This window comes from Pseudomonas sp. BGI-2, from assembly GCF_004310295.1.
GTDB lineage: Bacteria > Pseudomonadota > Gammaproteobacteria > Pseudomonadales > Pseudomonadaceae > Aquipseudomonas.
On sequence record NZ_SISB01000042.1, the window covers coordinates 1 to 16,640 of the forward strand.

18 protein-coding genes are annotated in these 16,640 nt (G+C 59.6%); 9 read left to right on the forward strand and 9 right to left on the reverse strand.

Features of this window, described 5'->3' with window-relative positions; all coding sequences use genetic code 11:
• Positions 1–190 precede the first annotated feature (190 nt).
• Positions 191–1,606 carry an amino acid permease gene (locus EYC95_RS23920; protein ID WP_131062515.1) on the reverse strand — a complete coding sequence of 472 codons (1,416 nt, stop codon included), beginning with the start codon at positions 1,604–1,606 and terminating at the stop codon, positions 191–193.
• 931 nt (positions 1,607–2,537) lie between these two features.
• Between EYC95_RS23920 and EYC95_RS30230 the strand changes: the two genes are divergently transcribed.
• On the forward strand, positions 2,538–2,675 hold the full coding sequence (locus tag EYC95_RS30230) for a hypothetical protein (protein ID WP_165557501.1): 138 nt from the start codon (positions 2,538–2,540) through the stop codon (positions 2,673–2,675).
• 69 nt (positions 2,676–2,744) lie between these two features.
• Entirely contained in the window at positions 2,745–3,710 is a 966-nt protein-coding gene (locus tag EYC95_RS23930) for a leucyl aminopeptidase (protein WP_131062517.1), read from the forward strand.
• 166 nt (positions 3,711–3,876) lie between these two features.
• Here the strand turns inward: EYC95_RS23930 and rluB are convergent, their stop codons facing one another.
• The 6 genes from rluB to EYC95_RS23965 all read right to left on the reverse strand — a co-directional run bounded on the left by rluB (position 3,877) and on the right by EYC95_RS23965 (position 9,016).
• Positions 3,877–5,175, reverse strand: a complete 1,299-nt coding sequence (rluB, locus tag EYC95_RS23935) for a 23S rRNA pseudouridine(2605) synthase RluB (protein WP_131062518.1) — start codon at positions 5,173–5,175, stop codon at positions 3,877–3,879.
• Between the two features lie 156 nt (positions 5,176–5,331).
• Positions 5,332–5,523, reverse strand: coding sequence for a DUF1289 domain-containing protein (locus EYC95_RS23940; RefSeq protein WP_131062519.1), 192 nt, complete (start codon positions 5,521–5,523; stop codon positions 5,332–5,334).
• Between the two features lie 145 nt (positions 5,524–5,668).
• Positions 5,669–6,676 carry an SMC-Scp complex subunit ScpB gene (scpB, locus tag EYC95_RS23950; RefSeq protein ID WP_131062520.1) on the reverse strand — a complete coding sequence of 336 codons (1,008 nt, stop codon included), beginning with the start codon at positions 6,674–6,676 and terminating at the stop codon, positions 5,669–5,671.
• A gap of 11 nt (positions 6,677–6,687) precedes the next feature.
• Positions 6,688–7,509 carry a ScpA family protein gene (locus tag EYC95_RS23955; protein ID WP_017337140.1) on the reverse strand — a complete coding sequence of 274 codons (822 nt, stop codon included), beginning with the start codon at positions 7,507–7,509 and terminating at the stop codon, positions 6,688–6,690.
• Positions 7,510–8,139: an L-threonylcarbamoyladenylate synthase gene (locus EYC95_RS23960; protein ID WP_131062521.1), complete on the reverse strand. Its 630-nt coding sequence runs from the start codon at positions 8,137–8,139 to the stop codon at positions 7,510–7,512.
• 13 nt (positions 8,140–8,152) lie between these two features.
• On the reverse strand, positions 8,153–9,016 hold the full coding sequence (locus tag EYC95_RS23965) for a PHP domain-containing protein (RefSeq protein ID WP_131062522.1): 864 nt from the start codon (positions 9,014–9,016) through the stop codon (positions 8,153–8,155).
• Between the two features lie 87 nt (positions 9,017–9,103).
• On the opposite strand from EYC95_RS23965, the gene EYC95_RS23970 reads away from it, so the two are divergent.
• The 6 genes from EYC95_RS23970 (at position 9,104) to EYC95_RS23995 (ending at position 13,298) form a co-directional block, all read left to right on the forward strand.
• A complete protein-coding gene (locus EYC95_RS23970) occupies positions 9,104–9,700 on the forward strand; it encodes a septation protein A (protein ID WP_131062523.1) in 597 nt (198 codons plus the stop codon).
• A 1-nt stretch (position 9,701) separates the two neighbouring features.
• Positions 9,702–10,001, forward strand: a complete 300-nt coding sequence (locus EYC95_RS23975) for a YciI family protein (protein WP_008156126.1) — start codon at positions 9,702–9,704, stop codon at positions 9,999–10,001.
• Positions 10,002–10,110: 109 nt separating this feature from the next.
• Complete coding sequence (locus tag EYC95_RS23980) at positions 10,111–10,524, forward strand: translation initiation factor 2 (protein WP_131062524.1); 414 nt, start codon at positions 10,111–10,113, stop codon at positions 10,522–10,524.
• 7 nt (positions 10,525–10,531) lie between these two features.
• Positions 10,532–11,209 (forward strand): response regulator transcription factor, encoded by a 678-nt coding sequence (locus tag EYC95_RS23985; RefSeq protein WP_131062525.1) that lies wholly within the window; start codon positions 10,532–10,534, stop codon positions 11,207–11,209.
• Positions 11,210–11,334: 125 nt separating this feature from the next.
• Complete coding sequence (locus EYC95_RS23990; protein WP_131062526.1) at positions 11,335–11,784, forward strand: Spy/CpxP family protein refolding chaperone; 450 nt, start codon at positions 11,335–11,337, stop codon at positions 11,782–11,784.
• Positions 11,785–11,957: 173 nt separating this feature from the next.
• Positions 11,958–13,298 carry a HAMP domain-containing sensor histidine kinase gene (locus EYC95_RS23995; protein WP_131062527.1) on the forward strand — a complete coding sequence of 447 codons (1,341 nt, stop codon included), beginning with the start codon at positions 11,958–11,960 and terminating at the stop codon, positions 13,296–13,298.
• A 136-nt stretch (positions 13,299–13,434) separates the two neighbouring features.
• Here the strand turns inward: EYC95_RS23995 and EYC95_RS24000 are convergent, their stop codons facing one another.
• Positions 13,435–14,001, reverse strand: coding sequence for a nitroreductase family protein (locus EYC95_RS24000; protein ID WP_131062528.1), 567 nt, complete (start codon positions 13,999–14,001; stop codon positions 13,435–13,437).
• Positions 14,002–14,123: 122 nt separating this feature from the next.
• Between EYC95_RS24000 and EYC95_RS24005 the strand changes: the two genes are divergently transcribed.
• Positions 14,124–15,578, forward strand: coding sequence for a TrkH family potassium uptake protein (locus tag EYC95_RS24005; protein ID WP_131062529.1), 1,455 nt, complete (start codon positions 14,124–14,126; stop codon positions 15,576–15,578).
• Here EYC95_RS24005 and EYC95_RS24010 read toward each other — a convergent pair.
• Positions 15,535–16,596 carry an AraC family transcriptional regulator gene (locus EYC95_RS24010; RefSeq protein WP_131062530.1) on the reverse strand — a complete coding sequence of 354 codons (1,062 nt, stop codon included), beginning with the start codon at positions 16,594–16,596 and terminating at the stop codon, positions 15,535–15,537. The genes EYC95_RS24005 and EYC95_RS24010 overlap by 44 nt on opposite strands.
• Between the last annotated feature and the right edge of the window lie 44 nt (positions 16,597–16,640).

A 16,640-nucleotide genomic window follows, 5' to 3' on the forward strand; every position in this document is an offset into this window, starting at 1 on the left:
GCAGTGATGCGTAAATACCTGACCGGGTTATGGGCATGCATGCGTTCTGGAGAAGAATTTAATACGGCCAAGCTTTTTAGCGAAAAACATCTCGCGAAAGCTTGACCGTGAACAGAGTATCTACAGGTTTTGCGTCGATCACAAAAAACCCGGCACATTTGGCCGGGTTTGTTGTTTCTGCATACTGCGCTTACTTCGCGTTTGCCGCCTGCAACGCATGCTGAGCACTGCGCTTGTTCTTGATGCCGTAGCAAACCCACATGAACGCAACCCACACCGGAATCGCATACACCGAGATCTGGATGCCCGGGATCAACAGCATCACGCCGAGGATGAACACCACGAACGCCAGGCAGATGTAGTTCCCGTACGGGTACCACAGGGCCTTGAACAGCGGCGTCTGTTTGGTTTTGTCCATGTGCTGGCGGAACTTGAAGTGCGAGAAGCTGATCATCGCCCAGTTGATCACCAGGGTGGCAACCACCAGCGACATCAGCAGTTCCAGCGCGTTCTGCGGGATCAGGTAGTTCAGCAACACCGCAATCAACGTCACCGCCGCCGACGCGAGGATCGAGCGCACCGGCACGCCGCGCTTGTCGATCTTCGCCAGGGCTTTCGGCGCATCGCCCTGCTCGGCCATGCCCAGCAGCATACGGCTATTGCAGTAGGTACCGCTGTTGTACACCGACAGCGCCGCGGTCAGGACCACGAAGTTGAGGATGTGCGCGGCGGTGTTGCTGCCAAGCATCGAGAACACTTGCACGAACGGGCTGCCGCTGTAGGAATCACCCGACGCGTTAAGGGTCGCCAACAGGCTGTCCCACGGCGTCAGCGACAGCAGAATGACCAGTGCGCCGATGTAGAAAATCAGGATCCGGTAGATCACCTGGTTGATGGCTTTCGGGATCACGGTTTTCGGTTTGTCGGCTTCTGCTGCGGTGAAACCGAGCATTTCCAGGCCGCCGAAGGAGAACATGATGATGGCCATGGCCATTACCAGACCGCTGACGCCATTCGGGAAGAAGCCGCCGTGGGCCCACAGGTTGGTCACCGAGGCTTGCGGGCCGCCATGGCCGCTGACCAGCAGGTAGCTGCCGAGCGCGATCATGCCGACGATCGCCACGACCTTGATGATCGCGAACCAGAACTCCGCCTCGCCAAAGACTTTGACGTTGGCCAGGTTGATCAAATTGATCAGGACGAAGAACCCGGCGGCCGAGACCCAGGTCGGAATATCAGGCGCCCAGTAGTGGATGTATTTGCCGACCGCGGTCAGCTCCGACATGCCCACCAGGATGTACAGGATCCAGCAGTTCCAGCCCGACAGGAAGCCGGCGAAACCGCCCCAGTATTTGTGGGCGAAGTGGCTGAAGGAACCGGCAACCGGCTCTTCGACGATCATTTCGCCGAGCTGGCGCATGATCATGAACGCAATGAAGCCGCAGATGGCGTAGCCGAGGATCATCGACGGGCCGGCGGATTTCAGTACGCCGGCCGAGCCCAGGAACAGCCCGGTGCCAATCGCGCCACCGAGGGCGATCAGTTGAATATGGCGATTTTTCAGGCCGCGTTTCAGCTCGCCTGAATGCGAGTTTTGTCCACTCATGAAAAGGGTCTCACGCAAGGTTTGATGATGTTCGTTAGACGATGCTGCTCAGTTGCGATTTCAAGCAGCGCCGATCAAACCCCAGCGAAGGCAAAAGGAGTTCAGCGTTTTTACAACGGTCATGCGTCACCTGTTTGTTTTTATCTGTGACGAAATCGAACCCGACACGCTTGTGGCGCGGCGGAGTGAACAAGGCGGATAGCCTTGAGGTTTGCGCAGATGCGCAGGAGGTCACAGTTAAAACGCGGCGCATTGTACACCTGTAACCCCCTGCTGCCAGACACCGCTGGATCAGCGTGTCGTTTGCCGGGATTGCCTGTGTCCACCCCGAGGGTCTCGGGCGGCTGCAAAAATAGGGTCAGACCTTTGCGGGTCTTCGACGGGGACGACGGAAAAATCGCCTCTCGGGGAGAAGTGGAACTGGGTCACGGCGTTCATTGCGCCTCCTTCTTGTTATGCACCTGCACGACAGGCATGGACCGCATCTCACCCTTCCCGCGTCGCTGAAACAAGCGGGCCAGAGCGCCTGCAGGATTGGTGACTAGCGTGCTTTCGGCAGGTTTTCCTTACACCCCTTCCGCAAACGTCAACCCAAGGGCTTTGCGGGGCGATTCCGTCAGCTTTTCTTTACAAGCTGTAACGCATATTTTCCAAATCAGATCAATCTGTAGGACGACTGCAAATTGACGGTAGGAATCTTCCTACGGAAAAGGTCGACTTAGTTTTCTGTTTTTTCTCGATAAATCCTTCATCAAAAAACAGAATAAAAAGTTCAAATAAATCTAATTTGATTATTTTTTTGCAATTTAAAAACCTGTGGACTAGGTTTTCAGCGACTTGCCGAAACGCATCGACCGGCAAGTCGGCTCGTTATTCAATGACTGAAAAACGCGCCGCTGTACTTACCGAAAAAGTCTCTAGGAGATTCACAATGCAAGCACTTGAAAAAGACTTGGACACTGAACTGCAACTGGACGATTGGTTTGAAGCACCGACCCATGAAGCCGCCGTTAAAATGATGCAAGCCGATGCGGTCGTTCCGTTCGGCACGGCGATGTGGCCTTTGTAAGACACCCCGGCAGGCATGATCCGGCCGGTTGTGCCTGCCACTTTTTCTCGGTTTGTCAGGGAGGACTACATGGATAAGCAACGCGCCATTTCGCATTTCCTTTACTACCTCGAACACCACCCTGCCCTTGCCGGCATCAACCCGGCGAAGGTTTTGCTCGGCCACACCGCTGATTACGAGGCACTGACCGGCACCATCGCCGAACAGGCCGGTGACAGCCAGCCATTCCGATTCAGCGCCATGCGCCTGGACCTCGAACCTGCCGAAAGGCTGGCCCGGGCGATAGCCGACAGCGATCTGTACATTTTCTTTTACGACTCTTCCACCCTGCCCAATCCACGCCCCGATGGCCCGGAGTTTGTCCGTGCGCTGCAAGGCGTAATGGCTGAGAACTGGAAGAAGTCGCTGCTGTTCAAGGATTACGGCGATTACTTCTACGACACCTTCAGTGTCACGCCGCAGCGTATAGCGGGGCTCAACAGCCACTTGATCCAGCGCATGTCCCATGCCACGACGTTAAGTTTCAAAGATGATCACGGCTCGTGGTTCGAAGCGCCGATGCATAGCATCAAGAAGTGGACCGACATCAACGGTGTCGGCAACTTTGACCTGGCGCCCGGTGAAATTGCCACGCACAGCGAAGCGATAAACGGCCAGGTGAAGTTCATGGGGACTTTTCTCAGCACCATTCCGTTTGCCCGCAAGTACGGGGTGCTGGAGTCACCGCTGGAGTTGTGGATCGAGAACTCGACCATCCGCAAGATCGCCACCGATGTGCCGGGACTGGAACATGACTTCAACAAGTACCTGGAGGCCAATCCGTCGAATCGACGCATCGAAGAACTGGGGATTGGCACCAACGAAGGCGTGAAGGCGCTGTATGCGCGCAATGCCGGGTTTGAGGAGCGCCATTGCGGGCTGCACCTGGGGTTGGGTGGGGGAGCCAAAGGCAGCCATCATCTGGACCTGATCTTCTCCAGCGGCGTGTTGGCGCTGGATGATGAGCCGGTGTTTGATGGGCGGTTTGTCTTCTGACTGATCGTTCCCACGCTCCGCGTGGGAATGCAGCCCGGGACGCTCTGCGTCCCATTGGAACGCGGAGCGTCCCTAGAGGCATTCCCACGCAGAGCGTGGGAACGATCAGCCAGACCAAAAAAAACGCCAACCCGAAGGTTGGCGTTTTTTATGCGGCGCTTACCGATTACTCAGGCTTGCGACGACCAAAGCCCGGACGCTGGCCCGAACCGGCTGGCGCACCACGGCGCTTGCCCGACGGTGCATCCTTGTCGACCAGAACGATGCCTGGACGCTTCTTCGCCGGTGCCTTGGCCGGGCGCTTGGTGTCGGAAGGACGGTCTGCCACTGGCGTACCGCGGCTCGAATCACCACGAGACTCACCACGACCAGCTGGAGCACCGCGATCGCTACGACCACCGGACGGAGCACCACGGCCTTCGCCGCGCTCGGTGCGACCGTTGGCCGGACGTGGCGTGCGTGGACCGCGCTCGCCGTCAGCACGAGGTGCTGCTGGTTTGCGGGCTGGACGCTCGCCTTCGATATGCGGTTCACGAGTATTACGTGGAGTAGCAGCGGTCTGGTTGCCGATGGCTGGACGCAACGAACGCACGCGCTCGGTCTTGCCCATCGGACGCGACGATTTACGCTGCATGCGGTCAAGCTTGTCTTTGCTCTTGGCGTTCATCTGCGGCATGGCCACAGGCGTCAGGCCAACTTCAGCACTCAGAATGTCGACTTCGTACTGGCTCATTTCGCGCCAGCGGCCCATCGGCAGGTCGGAGTTGAGGAACACCGGACCGAAACGCACGCGCTTCAGACGGCTGACCACCAGGCCCTGGGATTCCCACAGACGACGAACTTCGCGGTTGCGACCTTCCATCACCACGCAGTGATACCAGTGGTTGAAACCTTCGCCACCCGGCGCTTGCTTGATGTCGGTGAACTTGGCCGGGCCGTCTTCGAGGACGACGCCTGCTTTCAGACGCTCGATCATTTCGTCATCGACTTCGCCACGCACACGTACCGCGTATTCACGATCCATTTCGTAGGAAGGGTGCATCAGGCGGTTGGCCAGCTCACCGTCGGTGGTGAACATCAGCAGGCCGGTGGTGTTGATGTCCAGACGACCGATGTTGATCCAGCGACCTTCTTTCGGGCGCGGCATCTTGTCGAAAACGGTCGGACGGCCTTCCGGATCAAGGCGGGTGCAGATTTCGCCGTCTGGCTTGTTGTACATGATCACGCGGCGTACCGACTCGGCGGCTTCTTCGCGCTTGATCACCTTGCCATCAATGGTGATGGCGTCGTGCATGTCGACGCGCTGCCCGAGGGTGGCGTCTTTGCCATTGACCTTGATGCGGCCGTGGCTGATCCAGGCTTCCACGTCACGGCGCGAGCCGACGCCGATACGGGCGAGGACTTTCTGCAGTTTCTCGCCTGCTGGGCCGATTTCCTGGTCGTCTTTCTGGTCGTTGATACTCATCTGGGCACCTCCCGGTGTGGTCTGTTCAGGCGGCCCTGAATTGAGCGCCCTGAAGCGATGTAAATCTGTTCACTTGGCGTAGGGATCGCCGAAGGGTCGCGAATCATACGCTCATGGGAGCGTTTGCGCATCAGAGACTAGCTGATGATTGCCTGCTTATTTGCTTTTTCGCCGAACGGCACCGCCGAGTTTGATCAACCGCAGCGAGGCTTCGGCCAGGACGGTGCGTTTGTCGGTCTTGTCGAGTTTCTTCCAGGACTTGATCTCGCGCTTGCTGCGACCGCAGCCGAGGCAGATGTCGTCGGTGAATTTGCAGATGCTGATGCAGGGGTCTTTGGTTGAGCTCATCAAATACTCCAGCCAATACCAATAACCTGTGGGAGCGGGCTTGCTCGCGAATGCGGTGGGTCAGTCGACATCTTTGTTGCCTGACCCACCGCATTCGCGAGCAAGCCCGCTCCCACAGGGATCTCTATTGTTCTCAGGGTTGGCGTCAATCGTCGAACTCGCGGCGTTCGGCCTCGATTGCTTCGGCCAGGGCCCGGGCTTCAGCTTCTTCGTCGCTCAATTCGGGCTCGGGTTTTGGCTGCTCTAGAGCGGCGACAGCAGCCAGGAGTTTCTCGCGCGCTTCGGCGACGCCAAGCACATCATCCTCAAGCTCTTCTTCCGGCTCTTCTAGCTCTTCTTCCAGCCCTTCTTCGACTGTCGCTTCGGGCTCGACCTGAAGTTCAACTTCGATTGCAGGCTCCGGCGTCTCCAGAACCTCTTCGGTCTCGGTCACCTCGCCATCACGCAATATGTCGTCGAAGTCGGTCTTGATCCCCTCCTCCATGGTGTCCAGTTCCAGCAACAGCGTATGGAAACTGGTTTCTTCCTTCGGCTCCTCCGGCTCGGCGCTGGCATCCGCCAGTTCTTGCAAACCGGCCGGCACCGGTGCGTCGTCGAAGTCGAGTAGCGGATCCGGCTCCATCTCTCGCAGCTCCGCCAGCGGCGGCAAATCGTCGAGATTCTTCAGGTTGAAGTGATCGAGAAACGCTTTGGTGGTGGCGAACATCGCCGGTTTGCCGGGCACATCGCGGTAACCGACGATGCGGATCCACTCGCGTTCCAGCAAGGTTTTGACGATGTGCGTGTTGACCGCCACGCCCCGCACGTCTTCGATCTCGCCCCGGGTGATCGGCTGGCGATAGGCGATCAAGGCCATGGTTTCGAGCATCGCGCGGGAGTAACGCTGCGGGCGTTCTTCCCACAAACGGCCAACCCACGGCGAGAACTTTTCGCGGATCTGCAGGCGATACCCGGAGGCCACTTCCTTCAGCTCGAAGGCGCGGCCGTCGCAGGACTTGGCGAGAATCGTCAGGGCTTTCTTGAAAACCGGCGGTTCCGGCCGCTCGCCCTCTTCGAAGAGTTCGAACAGGCGTTCAAGCGATTGCGGTTTTCCCGAGGCCAACAGAAAGGCTTCAAGCAGTGGCGCCAGCTCGCGGGGTTCAGTCAGGTTCATGATTCAACTCGTTATTCGGCTCGGGCTCGCACGTGGATCGCCGCGAACGGCTCATTCTGCACCAGCTCGACCAAAGATTCCTTGACCAGTTCGAGGATCGCCATAAAGGTCACCACCACCCCCAGACGTCCTTCTTCAGCGGTGAACAGCTCGACAAAGGGCACGAAACCGCCGCCCTTGAGCCGTTCCAGTACATCACTCATGCGTTCGCGGGTGGACAGCGCCTCGCGGCTGACCTGGTGGCTTTCGAACATGTCGCCACGGCGCAAGACCTCTGCCATGGACATCAGCAACTCTTCCAGGCTCACGTCCGGCAACAGCTTGCGCGCCCGGGCTTCCGGGGCGTCGAGCTTGGGCACCACCACATCGCGACCTACCCGGCTCAGGCCATCAATGCCTTCGGCGGCAGCCTTGAAGCGTTCGTACTCCTGCAAGCGGCGGATCAGCTCGGCGCGCGGGTCGTCTTCTTCGTCTTCGATGGTTTCGGCACGCGGCAACAGCATCCGCGATTTGATCTCGGCCAGCATCGCGGCCATCACCAGGTACTCGGCGGCCAGCTCCAGGCGCACCGACTGCATCAATTCGACATACCCCATGTACTGGCGGGTGATTTCCGCCACGGGGATGTCGAGGATGTTGATGTTCTGTTTACGGATCAGGTACAGCAGCAAGTCGAGGGGGCCTTCAAAGGCTTCGAGAAACACCTCGAGTGCATCCGGCGGGATGTACAGGTCCAGCGGCATTTCCATGACTGCCTGGCCATAGACCATGGCGAAGGGCAGCTCTTGCTGGGCGCCGGCCTGACTGTCGACAACGGGTTCTACTGCAGACATCTACGCCTCGGCCATGAACGGCGTAGGGTCGCCGCAACCGACACGGATCACTTCCGGTTCGCCGTCGGCGAGGTTGATCACGGTGGATGCCTTGATCCCGCCGAAACCGCCGTCGATGATCAGTTCGACCTGATGCTCAAGCAATTGACGCATTTCGTAAGGATCGGTCATCGGATCGGTGTCGCCAGGCATGATCAGCGTCACGCTCATCAGCGGTTCACCGAGTTCCTCCAGCAGCGCCAGGGCAATCGGATGGCTCGGCACCCGCAGGCCGATGGTGCGTTTTTTCGGGTGCAACAACAGCCGCGGGACTTCGCGGGTGGCGTTGAGAATGAAAGTGTAAGGCCCCGGCAGGTGAGCTTTAAGCAGGCGGAAGGTGCCGGTGTCGATTTTGGCGAACAGCCCCAGTTGCGAGAGGTCGCTGCAGATCAGGGCGAAGTTGTGCTTGTCATCCAGCCCGCGCAAACGGCGCACGCGATCCACGGCATTCTTGTCACCTATCTGGCAACCAATGGCGTAAGACGAGTCTGTGGGATAAATCACCACCCCGCCGTTGCGGATGATCTCGACAGCCTGTTTGATCAGGCGCACTTGCGGGTTTTCCGGATGAATCTGGAAAAATTGACTCACATTCTCTACCTGTTCAGACGGCGGCAATAATTGGGTCATGTTTGAATCGACACCACAGTGGTGGCAGATCCTCCGGTAGCGGGCGGTATTCCCCGATCTCGGACCAGCCTCCAGGGCCATGAAAATCACTGCCGGCGCTGACCAGCAGACCGAACTCGCGGGCGAGAATCGCCAGGCTGCCCACTTGCTCGGCGGGCTGATGGCCATTGACCACTTCAATTGCGTGGCCCCCGGCTTGAATATAGTCAGAAATCAGGCGACGACGCTTGCTGCGAGTGAAATCGTAGTGCCACGGATGCGCCAGGCTGACCCAGGCCTTCGCGGCTCGAAGGGTTTCGACCGTGTCTTCCAGGGTCGGCCAGTGCTGCTTGACGTCGCCCAGCTTGCCGGCGCCCAGCCATTTACGGAACGCTTCGGCGCGATCCTTTACGAAACCTTCACGCACCATCCAGTCGGCGAAGTGCGGACGGGCCGGCGCATTGCCGCTGTCACCCAGCTCCTGCTGAATCGCCCGGGCACCTTCCAGCGCGCCGGGCATGCCTTTCAACGCGAGCTTGCGACTTATTTCTTCGGACCGTAACCAGCGGCCATCGTGCAATTTGGCGATTGCCTCGACCAACGGTGCAGCATTTACATCAAATCCGTAGCCGAGCACATGAATGGTCGCGCCGCCCCAGGTGCAGGACAATTCGACGCCATTGACCAGTTGCATCCCCAGCGCCGTCGCCGTATTGCGGGCCTCATCGAGGCCCTCGAGGGTGTCGTGATCGGTCAAGGCCAGGACTCGCACGCCTTTCTCGAATGCACGCGCAACCAGAACTGCAGGCGCGAGAGCGCCATCGGAGGCGGTGCTATGGCAGTGCAAATCAACATTCACGGGGATGTGTTACCTCAAATCAGCTGGCGCTATCGCGCGCCCATATGTTTGTTATTATGCCGCCACATCCTGCTTCTGGCTGCCACTGTGAAACAATTCATCGATTTCATCCCGCTCCTGCTGTTTTTCATCGTTTTCAAAATTGATCCACGGGTCGTCGACATCGGCGGTCATCAACTGACTGTAGGCGGTATTTACAGCGCCACCGCGATGCTGATCGTCAGTTCCCTGGTGGTTTACGGCGCGCTGTTCATCAAGCAGCGCAAGCTGGAGAAGAGCCAGTGGCTGACCCTCATCGCCTGCCTGGTCTTCGGTAGCCTGACCCTGGCGTTCCACAGCGAGACCTTTCTGAAGTGGAAAGCGCCGGTGGTCAACTGGCTGTTCGCCCTCGCATTCATTGGCAGCCACTTCATCGGCGACCAACTGCTGATCAAGCGCATCATGGGCCACGCGCTGACCCTGCCGGACCAGGTCTGGACGCGCCTGAACATCGCCTGGATCGGCTTTTTCCTGTTTTGCGGTGCCGCCAACCTGTTTGTCGCGTTCACGTTCCAGAGCTACTGGGTCGACTTCAAAGTCTTCGGCAGCCTGGGCATGACGTTGCTGTTCCTGGTCGCCCAAGGCATTTACCTGTCCCGCCACCTGCATGACGCCGATACCACCACGCCAAAAACCGAGGACTGACATGCTTTACGCAATCATTGCCACAGACGTCGCCAACTCCCTGGAAGCCCGCCTGGCCGCACGGCCTGCCCACCTTGAGCGCCTGCAAGTGCTCAAGGGCGAAGGCCGTATCGTACTGGCCGGCCCGCACCCGGCGGTCGACAGTAATGATCCGGGCGCGGCGGGTTTCACCGGCAGCCTGATCGTCGCCGAGTTCGATTCCCTGAGCGCCGCCCAGGCCTGGGCCGATGCGGACCCGTACATCGCCGCCGGCGTCTACGCCAACGTTTCGGTCAAGCCGTTCAAGCAAGTCCTGCCGTAAATCTCCCCGGCGCGGTGAACCTTGTCGGTTCATCGCGCTCTCAACGCTCATTATTCTCGTTCAGCGGCCGACAACCTGCCCAATACTCGTATTGGAATCAGGAGTGGCGATGCGCAAAGGTCCGTTGTGTCTGATGTTGGTGACGTTGTCGATGGTGACCCCTGCCCACGGTGAAGAAAGCGCCGAGGGCGGCAGTTCGACGCCGCTGTCGCTGAGCGCCGGCAGCCAGATCACCGAGTTGCAGCAGCGCTTGAAGGCAAGTGAGCAGCAACGAGAAGAACTGAGCAAACAACTGCAAAATACCGATAGCGAACGCGAAAGCGCTCAGCTGAGCCGGTTGCGCCAAGAGAATCAGCGCCTCAAGCTGCAACTCAAGGAAGCCCAGGCCAGCAACCCGCTGCCACGCCTGCTGACTGATCAGCAGCAATGGTTCGTAATCGGTGGTGGAGTTGCGCTATTGGCCCTGCTCTGCGGTATCTTCGCCAGTGGTGCCACCAGAAAACGTCGGCAATGGCTAAATTGAGTGAGTGATGAGCGAGCTGTTATTAATTGATGATGACCAGGAGCTGTGCGAGCTCCTGAGCAGTTGGCTGAGCCAGGAAGGCTTTCAGGTCCGTGCCTGTCACGACGGCCAGAGTGCTCGCCGTGCGCTGGCCGAAACCTCCCCCGCCGCCGTGGTGCTGGACGTAATGCTGCCGGACGGCAGCGGTCTGGAACTGCTCAAGCAATTGCGCAGCGACCATCCCGACCTGCCGGTGCTGATGCTTTCTGCGCGTGGCGAGCCGCTGGACCGCATCCTCGGCCTGGAACTCGGCGCCGACGATTACCTGGCCAAGCCATGCGACCCACGGGAACTGACAGCCCGTCTGCGCGCCGTGTTGCGCCGCAGTCATCCGGCGGCGGTGTCCAGTCAGCTCGAACTGGGCGACCTGTGCTTCAGCCCGGTGCGCGGCGTGGTCAGCATCGATGAACAGGAATTTACCCTCACCGTCTCCGAAAGCCGTCTGCTTGAAGCCCTGCTCAAGCAACCCGGCGAGCCGCTGGACAAACAGGAACTGGCGCAAATCGCCCTCGGCCGCAAGCTGACCCTGTACGACCGCAGCCTGGACATGCACGTCAGCAACTTGCGCAAAAAGATCGGCCCGCACACCGACGGCCGCCCGCGCATCGTGGCCCTGCGCAGCCGTGGCTATTACTACAGCCTGTAAGTTTTGTCAGGTCAGCGAGAAATCGTCTTTACCCAAGCTTTACGCTCCGCTGACCGCCGCTGACCTTGATCTCCGTAATCTGCACACATCCGGAACGTACCGGGAACGAGACAAGGAGATTCACCATGCGCAAGACTCTTATCGCTCTGATGTTCGCTGCCGCCCTGCCGACCGTTGCCATGGCCATGCCTGAAGGTGCCGGCCCGATGGGTGGTCCGATGGATGGCTCGCGCCACGGCGGTCAGATGCACGGCATGCACGGTAAAGGCCCGTACAGCCAGCTGGACCTGAGCCGCGAACAGCGCGAGCAGATCCGCAAGATCATGGGCGAGCAGATGCATGAGCGTAAGCAAGTGGTCGAGAAGTACCTAGAGAAACTCTCGCCGGCTGACCAGAAAGCCATGAAAGACGAAATGGCCGCCAACCACAAAAAAGCTGAAGCCGATGTCCGTGGCCTGCTGAAACCGGATCAACAGAAGAAATTCGACGAGATCCAGAAGAAGAAGGCTGAGCGCCGCGCCGAATGGGCCGAGTTCAAGGCGTGGAAAGCGCAACAACCGCAAAAAGCGCAATAATGCGTTAATCACGGGCCCAGCGGTTAGCCACCGTTGGGCTGATGCCACTCAGCCTAATGTGGGAGCGGGCTTGCTCGCGAAGACGTCCCTTCAGACACGTTGATGCTGAATGTGCCGACGCTTTCGCGAGCAAGCCCGCTCCCACATGGGCTTTCTTTGTTTGAGGATTTTCCGTGCGCTCATTGTTCTGGCGTATCCTGGCCAGCTTCTGGCTGGCCATCGCTCTGGTTGCAGGGCTTTCCATTCTGCTGGGGCACATGCTCAACCAGGACGCGTGGATTCTCAGTCGCCACCCGGGCCTCAACACCCTGGCCGAACAATGGACGCAAACCTACGAAGCCCAGGGTGAGGAAGCAGCCCAGGACATTCTGGAACAGCGCAAGCGCCAGTATCACATCGACGTTCAGGTGCTCAACGAAAGCGGCGATCCGGTGGTACGCGGCACCTTCCCCCGGCGTGCGGCGGCCTTCGACGCGCGGCAGAACAACGACGATCGCCGCCTGCCGTGGCGTCGTCTGACCGATGAATACACCAGCGCAAATACCGGCGACACCTACCTGCTGATCTACCGCATTCGCCACCCGGAGCTGGACGCGTGGCACCGCGAAAGCCTGCTGTGGCCGTTGAGTGCGCTGGGTATCGCGCTGGTGGTGCTGACCTTGTTCAGTCTGTTCGTGACGTTGTCCATTACTCGCCCACTCAACCGTTTGCGCGGCGCGGTGCATGACCTCGGACAAACCACCTACCAACAAAACAGCCTGGTAAAACTGGCCAACCGACGCGATGAGTTTGGCGTGCTGGCCAACGACTTCAACCGCATGGGTGCGCGCCTGCAAAGTCTGATCGGCAGTCAGCGGCAGTTGCTGCGGGATGTGTCCCATGAACTGCGTTCACCGCTGGCCCGACTGCGCATTGCCTTGGCACTGGCCGAACGTGCCACCCCCGAAGAACGGGAAAAACTCGCGCCACGCTTGACCCGTGAGTGCGATCGACTCGAAGCGCTGATCAGCGAAATCCTGGTGCTGGCGCGGGTCGATGCCGACAACGCCAGCGCTGAAGACGTGGATCTGAACGCGTTGCTCAATACGCTGCAAAAGGATGCGCAATTGAGCTCACCGGAGCAGAACTTACGCCTCGACGCCGAACCGCAGCTGAACCTCAAGGGCTGGCCGACGATGATCGAGCGCGCCGTGGACAACTTGCTGCGCAATGCCCAGCGGTTCAACCCGCAAGGGCAATCAATTGAAATGCAGGCGGTGCGTCAGGGTGAGCGAATTGTGGTTAGCGTGCGTGACCATGGACCGGGTGTAGAGGCTGCACATTTGAGCCAGTTGGGGGAGCCGTTCTATCGGGCGCCAGGGCAAACGGCGGCCGGGCATGGTTTGGGATTGGCCATTGCGCGACGCGCGGCAGAGCGGCATGGCGGTAGTCTGGTGCTGGCCAATCACCCGCAGGGCGGGTTCATTGCCAGCCTTGAATTACCCCTGGTGCCGGGAGCTGTCGTCCAACCTTAAAAGCTTCGCGGGCAAGTCGGATCGCCGCATCGCTCGCTCTTACAGGTTTATGTGTCGTGCCACAGTATTGTGATCGGCATAAACCCTGTAGGAGCGAGCGATGCGGCGATCCGACTTGCCCGCGAAGCATTTGATCTTAAGGTTTAGAGGGCCAGGCGCTGACGAATTCGGCCAGGTCAACCTTCTCCGCCAAGCGTGGTTCTTTCTGCGGTGTGCCCAGATAAAGAAACGCAATCACCTCTTCCCCTTCCGCAAGCCCCAACCCTTGGGCCACATGCGCCGAATAGGCCAGTTCACCGGTACGCCACACCGCGCCTATGCCTTGCGCGTAAGCAGCCAGCAGAATCCCGTGAGCCGCGCATCCCGCCGCCAGCAGTTGCTCGGATTTCGGGTATTTGACGTGGTCCTGCAACCGCGCGATCACCACAACCACCAGGGGCGCGCGCAATGGACCGCTACGCGCCTTGTCCAGCGCCGCCTCGGACACCTCGCTGTCTTGCAGCTTCGCCGCTTCGGCCAGCAACTCGCCCATTTGCTCGCGCGCCGCACCTTCGACTGTCAGGAAGCGCCAAGGCTGCAAATGGCCGTGGTCCGGCGCACGCATCGCGGCAGAAAACAGCACTTCGCGCTGCGTTGCAGTGGGTGCCGGTTCGAGCAGTCGTGGAACGGAAACACGGTTGAGCAAAGCGTCGAGAGCCTGCATCGGCCACCTCCTGGAAAATATGTCCGGCTATTCTAGCTGCAAGTGCGTTGGAGGTGCCGGTTTACATGCCCTGCCCCGCAGGTAGAATGGCGCCCTTCCTACTTTCAACCCGAGCGGACTTCATGGCGTTGCCGACCTTACGTCTCATTGGTTTCATCATCGGCATCTTCCTGATCACGCTGGCCATCGCCATGGTCGTGCCCATGGCCACGCTGGTGATCTTCGATCGCACGAGCGATCTGCCGTCATTCCTCTGGGCGAGCATGATCACCTTTGTCGCCGGCCTCGCGCTGGTCATCCCCGGTCGCCCCGAACACGTACACCTGCGGCCCAGGGACATGTACCTGCTGACCGTCAGCAGTTGGGTGGTGGTGTGCATCTTCGCTGCGCTGCCGTTCCTGCTGACCCAGCGCATCAGCTACACCGACTCGTTCTTCGAAAGCATGTCCGGCATCACCGCCACCGGGGCCACTGTGCTCACCGGCCTGGACACCATGTCCCCCGGCATCCTGATGTGGCGTTCATTGCTGCACTGGATCGGCGGTATCGGCTTTATCGGCATGGCGGTAGCGATTCTGCCACTGCTGCGCATCGGTGGCATGCGGCTGTTTCAGACCGAGTCGTCGGACCGTTCCGAAAAAGTCATGCCCCGTTCGCACATGGTGGCGCGTTTGATCGTAGCAGCCTACGTCGGCATCACCATTTTCGGCAGCCTGGCATTCTGGTGGGCCGGGATGAGCCCGTTCGATGCGATCAACCACGCGATGTCGGCGATTTCCACCGGTGGTTTCTCAACGTCCGACCAGTCTTTGGCCAAGTGGCCGGAGCCTGCAGTGCATTGGGTCGCGATCGTCATCATGATTCTTGGTGCCCTGCCGTTCACCCTGTATGTAGCGACCTTGCGCGGTAACCGCAGGGCCCTTATCAAGGATCAGCAGGTTCAAGGTTTGCTTGGCATGCTACTGGTGACCTGGCTGGTGCTCGGCACCTGGTATTGGTGGACCACCCAGCTGCATTGGCTGGAAGCCCTGCGGCATGTGGCGCTGAACGTGACCTCGGTGGTCACGACTACAGGCTTCGCGTTGGGGGACTATAGCCTCTGGGGCAACTTCTCGCTGATGCTGTTCTTCTATCTGGGCTTTATCGGCGGCTGCTCAGGCTCAACCGCTGGCGGGATCAAGATTTTCCGCTTCCAGGTCGCGTACATCCTGCTCAAGGCCAACCTTAACCAGCTGATTCACCCGCGCGCGGTGATCAAGCAGAAGTACAACGGTCACCGCCTCGACGAAGAGATCGTGCGTTCGATTCTGACTTTTTCATTCTTCTTCGCCATCACTATCTGTGTGATCGCGCTGCTGTTGTCGCTGCTCGGCGTGGACTGGATGACCGCCCTTACCGGCGCGGCCGCCACGGTGTCCGGTGTCGGTCCGGGACTGGGCGAGACGATTGGCCCGGCGGGCAACTTTGCCACCCTGCCGGACGCCGCCAAGTGGATTCTGTCGGTCGGCATGCTGCTGGGCCGACTTGAGATCATCACGGTGTTTGTTCTGTGTATTCCGGCGTTCTGGCGTCACTGACAGGCGCCAGCGCTTCCATCAGCCGCATCCGGTACTCGCCGGGGGTGGCATCGAACCAGCGGCGGAAAGCACGGAAGAAGTTGCTCGGATCGGCGAACCCCAACAGGTAGGCAATTTCCAGCAAGGTCATGCTGGGCTGCGCCAGGTATTGTTCGGCCAGTTCACGTCGCGTGTCGTCCAGCAACGTTTGAAAACTCGTGCCTTCTTCCTGCAAGCGTCGCTGCAAGGTGCGCTGCGACAAATGCAGCGTCTGCGCCACCGTATCGCGCTTGGGTTCGCCCTGGGGCAGCAAACGGCACAGCACCTGCCGCGCCTTGTGGGTCACGCGGCTCTCGGAAAACCGCGCCAGGTATTCGCCAGCAAACCGGTCATGCAACAGCGCCATCGCCTCATTGGCGGTCGGCAGCGGTGCCTCCATGTCAGCGCGCTCAAAGATCAAGGCGTCATAAGGCGCGTTGAACACCAAAGGTGCATGAAAGGCTTGTTTATAGGGTTCGAGATCAACGGGCTGATCGCCCTGCACCAGCACTTTGCGCGGTTGCAGAGTGCGCCCGGTCAACCAGCCACACAGCGCCAGCGCACAGGCCAGCGACGCTTCGGCGCTCTGTCGGGTCGGCGGCAAGTGATCGCCATGCACCGTCAGAATCAGCGCGTAACCTTCATCCAGCAGTCGGAAACTGAGGTCAGCACTTTCGGCAATGATCCGCTGATAACGTACCAGTCGCTGAAAGCCTTCGGCCAGGGTCTGGCTGGACATCAGGGCGTAACCGGCCACATGGAAAGAGGCCGGTCGCACCACCTTGCCCATGTTCAGGCCGATCGCCGGGTTGCCGGACAGCTCGACCGCTCGCTGCCACAGTCGTGTCATGGAATCTTGCGGGAAGCGCGCATCCGGATCGTCCAGTGACGCGTAGTCGAGCCCCAGTTGCTTGAACAGAACCCGGCAATCCAGGCCGTCCATCTCCAGTGCTTTGACAATCCCCATCGCCCAGCTTGCAGAAGTCGTTCGTTCGCTCATGGCGTCTACTTACTACTTTGTGAGCCGTCTACCGCGGCAAATTT

What these genes read in the sequence shown, in the direction of transcription:
- EYC95_RS23920 (WP_131062515.1), bottom strand. Translation starts at nt 1,606, where the DNA reads ATGAGTGGACAAAACTCGCATTCAGGCGAGCTGAAACGCGGCCTGAAA.
- EYC95_RS30230 (WP_165557501.1), top strand. Translation starts at nt 2,538, where the DNA reads ATGCAAGCACTTGAAAAAGACTTGGACACTGAACTGCAACTGGACGAT.
- EYC95_RS23930 (WP_131062517.1), top strand. Translation starts at nt 2,745, where the DNA reads ATGGATAAGCAACGCGCCATTTCGCATTTCCTTTACTACCTCGAACAC.
- rluB (WP_131062518.1), bottom strand. Translation starts at nt 5,175, where the DNA reads ATGAGTATCAACGACCAGAAAGACGACCAGGAAATCGGCCCAGCAGGC.
- EYC95_RS23940 (WP_131062519.1), bottom strand. Translation starts at nt 5,523, where the DNA reads ATGAGCTCAACCAAAGACCCCTGCATCAGCATCTGCAAATTCACCGAC.
- scpB (WP_131062520.1), bottom strand. Translation starts at nt 6,676, where the DNA reads ATGAACCTGACTGAACCCCGCGAGCTGGCGCCACTGCTTGAAGCCTTT.
- EYC95_RS23955 (WP_017337140.1), bottom strand. Translation starts at nt 7,509, where the DNA reads ATGTCTGCAGTAGAACCCGTTGTCGACAGTCAGGCCGGCGCCCAGCAA.
- EYC95_RS23975 (WP_008156126.1), top strand. Translation starts at nt 9,702, where the DNA reads ATGCTTTACGCAATCATTGCCACAGACGTCGCCAACTCCCTGGAAGCC.
- EYC95_RS23980 (WP_131062524.1), top strand. Translation starts at nt 10,111, where the DNA reads ATGCGCAAAGGTCCGTTGTGTCTGATGTTGGTGACGTTGTCGATGGTG.
- EYC95_RS23985 (WP_131062525.1), top strand. Translation starts at nt 10,532, where the DNA reads ATGAGCGAGCTGTTATTAATTGATGATGACCAGGAGCTGTGCGAGCTC.
- EYC95_RS23990 (WP_131062526.1), top strand. Translation starts at nt 11,335, where the DNA reads ATGCGCAAGACTCTTATCGCTCTGATGTTCGCTGCCGCCCTGCCGACC.
- EYC95_RS24000 (WP_131062528.1), bottom strand. Translation starts at nt 14,001, where the DNA reads ATGCAGGCTCTCGACGCTTTGCTCAACCGTGTTTCCGTTCCACGACTG.
- EYC95_RS24005 (WP_131062529.1), top strand. Translation starts at nt 14,124, where the DNA reads ATGGCGTTGCCGACCTTACGTCTCATTGGTTTCATCATCGGCATCTTC.
- EYC95_RS24010 (WP_131062530.1), bottom strand. Translation starts at nt 16,596, where the DNA reads ATGAGCGAACGAACGACTTCTGCAAGCTGGGCGATGGGGATTGTCAAA.